At 62.6% G+C, this 4191-nt stretch carries 4 protein-coding genes; all 4 read left to right on the plus strand.

The features are described 5' to 3' along the window. The first annotated feature begins 174 nt into the window (after positions 1-174). The 4 genes from pstS (at position 175) to pstB (ending at position 4114) form a co-directional block, all read left to right on the plus strand. Positions 175-1215, plus strand: coding sequence for a phosphate ABC transporter substrate-binding protein PstS (pstS, locus tag AC6LJY_RS27885; RefSeq protein ID WP_046806884.1), 1041 nt, complete (start codon positions 175-177; stop codon positions 1213-1215). A gap of 176 nt (positions 1216-1391) precedes the next feature. Continuing rightward, on the plus strand, positions 1392-2408 hold the full coding sequence (gene pstC / locus AC6LJY_RS27890) for a phosphate ABC transporter permease subunit PstC (RefSeq protein WP_046806883.1): 1017 nt from the start codon (positions 1392-1394) through the stop codon (positions 2406-2408). Positions 2409-2434: 26 nt separating this feature from the next. Beyond that, positions 2435-3289 carry a phosphate ABC transporter permease PstA gene (pstA, locus tag AC6LJY_RS27895; protein ID WP_082134619.1) on the plus strand — a complete coding sequence of 285 codons (855 nt, stop codon included), beginning with the start codon at positions 2435-2437 and terminating at the stop codon, positions 3287-3289. A 48-nt stretch (positions 3290-3337) separates the two neighbouring features. Next, positions 3338-4114, plus strand: coding sequence for a phosphate ABC transporter ATP-binding protein PstB (gene pstB, locus AC6LJY_RS27900; protein WP_006221056.1), 777 nt, complete (start codon positions 3338-3340; stop codon positions 4112-4114). Positions 4115-4191 lie beyond the last annotated feature (77 nt).

Below are 4191 nucleotides of genomic sequence, written 5' to 3' on the forward strand. Positions count from 1 at the left end.
CCCCGGTATTTCCGGGGCGGCCGCGACGTTTTTAGCGGGCGCAAAGCGCTTGATGAAGCGTATGTGACTGTCACTATCTTGTCACGTTGGGCCCCTAAGATGCGAGGGTCGCTGAAAGACAGGCACTAGAAAAAGCCTGACTAGACTCCTTTAACGAGCACAGAAGGAACCCTGATGTTCAAACGTGTCTTCAAACAAGTTTCCGTGGGCGTTGCGCTGAGCGCCGCCGTTTTCGCCGTCCAGGCCGCCGATGTGACCGGCGCGGGCGCATCGTTCCCGTACCCGATCTACGCCAAGTGGGCGTCGGACTACAAGGCAGCCACCAACAACGCGATCAACTACCAGTCGATCGGTTCGGGCGGCGGCCAACAGCAGATCATCGCCAAGACCGTCGATTTCGGCGCCTCGGACGATCCCATGAAGGCGGCTGACCTGGAAAAGAACGGCCTGCTGCAATTCCCGGCCGTGATCGGCGGCACCGTGGCCGTCGTGAACATCGACGGCGTGGAACCGGGCAAGCTGAAGCTGTCGGGCGCCGTGCTGGCCGACATCTTCCTGGGCAAGATCAAGAAGTGGGACGACAACGCCATCAAGGCGCTGAACCCGGACGTCAAGCTGCCGTCGGCCGACATCATCGTCGTGCACCGTTCGGACGGCTCGGGCACCACCTTCGGCTGGACCAACTACCTGTCCAAGGTGTCGGCTGACTGGAAGTCGCAAGTCGGTGAAGGCAAGGCCGTCAAGTGGCCCACCGGCCAGGGTGGCAAGGGCAACGAAGGGGTCGCCGCCTACGTCGGCCAGCTGAAGAACTCGATCGGCTATGTGGAATACGCCTACGCCAAGCAAAACAAGCTGGCCTGGACGCAACTGCAAAACAAGGCCGGCAAGTTCGTCCAGCCCGAGCAAAAGGCGTTCGCTGCCGCGGCCGCCAACGCCGACTGGAAGGGCGCGCCGGGCATGGGCGTGGTCCTGACCGACGAGCCGGGCGCCGATTCGTGGCCCGTTACCGCCGCCACGTTCATCCTGGTGCACAAGTCGCAAGCCAAGCCGGCGCAAGGCAAGGCCGTGTTGGAATTCTTTGACTGGGCGTTCAAGAACGGCGCCAAGTCGGCCGAAGCCATGGACTACGTGCCGCTGCCGGAAGCCGTGACCAAGGAAATCCGCGCCGCCTGGGGCGAAGTCAAGTCCGCCGACGGCACCCCCGTCTGGAAGTAAACCGGGGACAGCGCGCAAGATTGGCGTCTGACCTGCCTTGGGCACGGCCTGACGCTTCCCTGCCACGCGCTTGACCCGATGGCGACCGCCCCGGAAATCTTGGCCACCAAGAGACCCGGGGCGGCTCGCCCCAGCAGTTCCCGTTTCCACCCAGGTCATCTAAGGAAAGTCCATCCATGAGCGCGGTAATGGATAATAGTGTGCCGCTTTCGCCCAGCGTGGCGGACTCCGTGACTACCGGCACGCCTTCGCCTATGAAGCAAAATAAAAACGCGCTGATGGATGCGCTGTTCAAGAATCTGACCCGCCTGTTCGCCTTCCTGGTGTTCATCCTGCTGGCGGCGATTCTGGTATCCCTGATCTACGGCAGCCGCGAATCGCTGGCCAAATACGGCCTGTCGTTCCTGTGGCTTAACGATTGGGACCCGGTCAACCAGAACTACGGCGCCGTGGTGCCCATCATCGGCACCTTGCTGACGTCGGCCATCGCCCTGATCATCGCCGTGCCGGTTTCCTTCGGCATCGCCATCTTCCTGACCGAACTGTCGCCGACCTGGCTGCGTCGCCCGCTGGGCACCGCCGTCGAAATGTTGGCTGCCATTCCGTCCATCATCTACGGCATGTGGGGGCTGTTTGTCTTCGTGCCGGTATTCCAGCAGTACGTGCAGCCGTTCCTGATTGCCACGCTGGGCAACGTGCCCGTCATCGGCGGGCTGTTTGCCGGGCCGCCTTTCGGCATCGGCATCTTCACCGCCGGCCTGATCCTGTCGATCATGATCATCCCGTTCATTGCCGCCGTGATGCGCGACGTGTTCGAGCTGGTGCCGGCGATGCTGAAGGAATCCGCCTACGGGCTGGGCAGCACGACCTGGGAAGTGATGTGGCGCGTGGTGCTGCCCTTCACCAAGTCGGGCGTCATCGGCGGCATCATGCTGGGCCTGGGCCGCGCCCTGGGCGAGACGATGGCCGTGACGTTCGTGATCGGCAACGCGTTCAAATGGTCGGGCTCGCTGTTCTCGCCGGGCAACTCGATTGCTTCCGCGCTGGCCAATGAATTCAACGAAGCAGGCGGCATCCAGAAGTCGGCGTTGCTGGAACTGGGCTTGATCCTGTTCCTGATCACGACCATCGTGCTGGCCCTGGCCAAGGTGCTGCTGGTACGCCTTTCCGCCGGCGAAGGCCGTAAGACCTGACGCGCCGCGAGCACAAGGAAAAGATCATGGCTGTCTCCGTACTCAATATGCAGAATGGCGTCTACCGGCGCCGCCGCATCCTCAACCGCATCATGCTGACGGTGTCGCTGGGCACGCTGGTGTTCGGCTTGTTCTGGCTGTTCTGGATCATCCTGACGCTGCTGACCAAGGGCGCGCCCGCGCTGTCGTACACGCTGTTCACCGAAATCACGCCGCCGCCCGGGCAAACCGGTGGCCTGATCAACGCCATCTTCGGCAGCGTGGTGATGGCGGGCGTAGGCACGCTGATCGGCACGCCGGTTGGCATCCTGGCCGGCACCTACCTGGCGGAATACGGCCAGCGCGGCTGGCTGGCACCTGCCACGCGATTTTTGAACGACGTGCTGCTGTCGGCGCCGTCCATCATCATCGGCTTGTTCATCTACGCCGTGTACGTGGCGCAGGTGGGCCATTACTCGGGTTGGGCCGGCGCGCTGGCCTTGTCCATCCTGGTGATTCCGGTGGTGGTGCGCACCACCGACAACATGCTGCTGCTGGTGCCCAACAGCCTGCGCGAAGCCGCGGCGGCGCTGGGCTGCCCCAAGTGGCGCATGATCACGTTGGTGTGCTATCGCGCCGCCAAGACCGGCATCATCACCGGCGTGCTGCTGGCCATTGCCCGGATTTCCGGCGAGACGGCGCCGCTGCTGTTCACGGCGCTGTCCAACCAGTTCATGTCGTTCAACATGAACGCGCCGATGGCCAACCTGCCCGTCGTCATCTACCAATACGCCGCCAGCCCCTTCAAGGACTGGAACGACCTGGCCTGGGCCGGCGCCACGCTGATTACGCTACTGGTGCTGGGCATCAACATCATTGCCCGCAACATGTTCCGCAAGTAAAGATCGCTTTGCCGGCGCGCGTGGCGCGCCGGAGCCAAGGGAAAAGAAATGGAAAACACCGCTACCGCCGTCAAGAACAAGATCGAGGTCAAGAACCTGAACTTCTACTACGGCAAGTTCCATGCGATCCGCAATGTGAACATGTCGATCCAGGAGAAGAAGGTCACCGCCTTCATCGGCCCGTCGGGCTGCGGCAAGTCCACGCTGTTGCGCACGTTCAACCGCATGTTCGAGCTGTACCCGGGCCAGCGCGCCGAAGGCGAAATCATCCTGGACGGCGAGAACCTGCTGACGGCCAAGACGGATATCTCGCTGATCCGCGCCAAGGTCGGCATGGTGTTCCAGAAGCCCACGCCGTTTCCCATGAGCATCTACGACAACATCGCGTTCGGCGTGCGCCTGTTCGAGCGCCTGTCCAAGGGCGAAATGGACGAGCGCGTGGAATGGGCCTTGAGCAAGGCCGCGCTGTGGAACGAAGTGAAGGACAAGCTGCATCAAAGCGGGAACAGCCTGTCGGGCGGCCAGCAACAACGCCTGTGTATCGCGCGCGGCGTGGCGATCAAGCCCGAAGTGCTGCTGCTGGATGAGCCCTGCTCGGCGCTGGACCCGATTTCCACCGCCAAGATCGAAGAGCTGATCGCCGAACTGAAGAACGACTACACGGTCGTGATCGTGACGCACAACATGCAGCAGGCGGCGCGCTGCTCGGACTACACCGCCTACATGTACCTGGGCGAACTCATGGAATTCGGTCAGACCGACCAGATCTTCGTGAAGCCCTCGCGCAAGGAAACCGAGGACTACATCACGGGCCGCTTCGGCTGATGGATGCTGCGGCGCGGGCCCTGTCGTAACGACCGTTGGCCCGATGCGCGGATAAAAAAATCGGCGCGCCTTCATGG

This window comes from Achromobacter sp. RT286_PF (genome assembly GCF_059760425.1).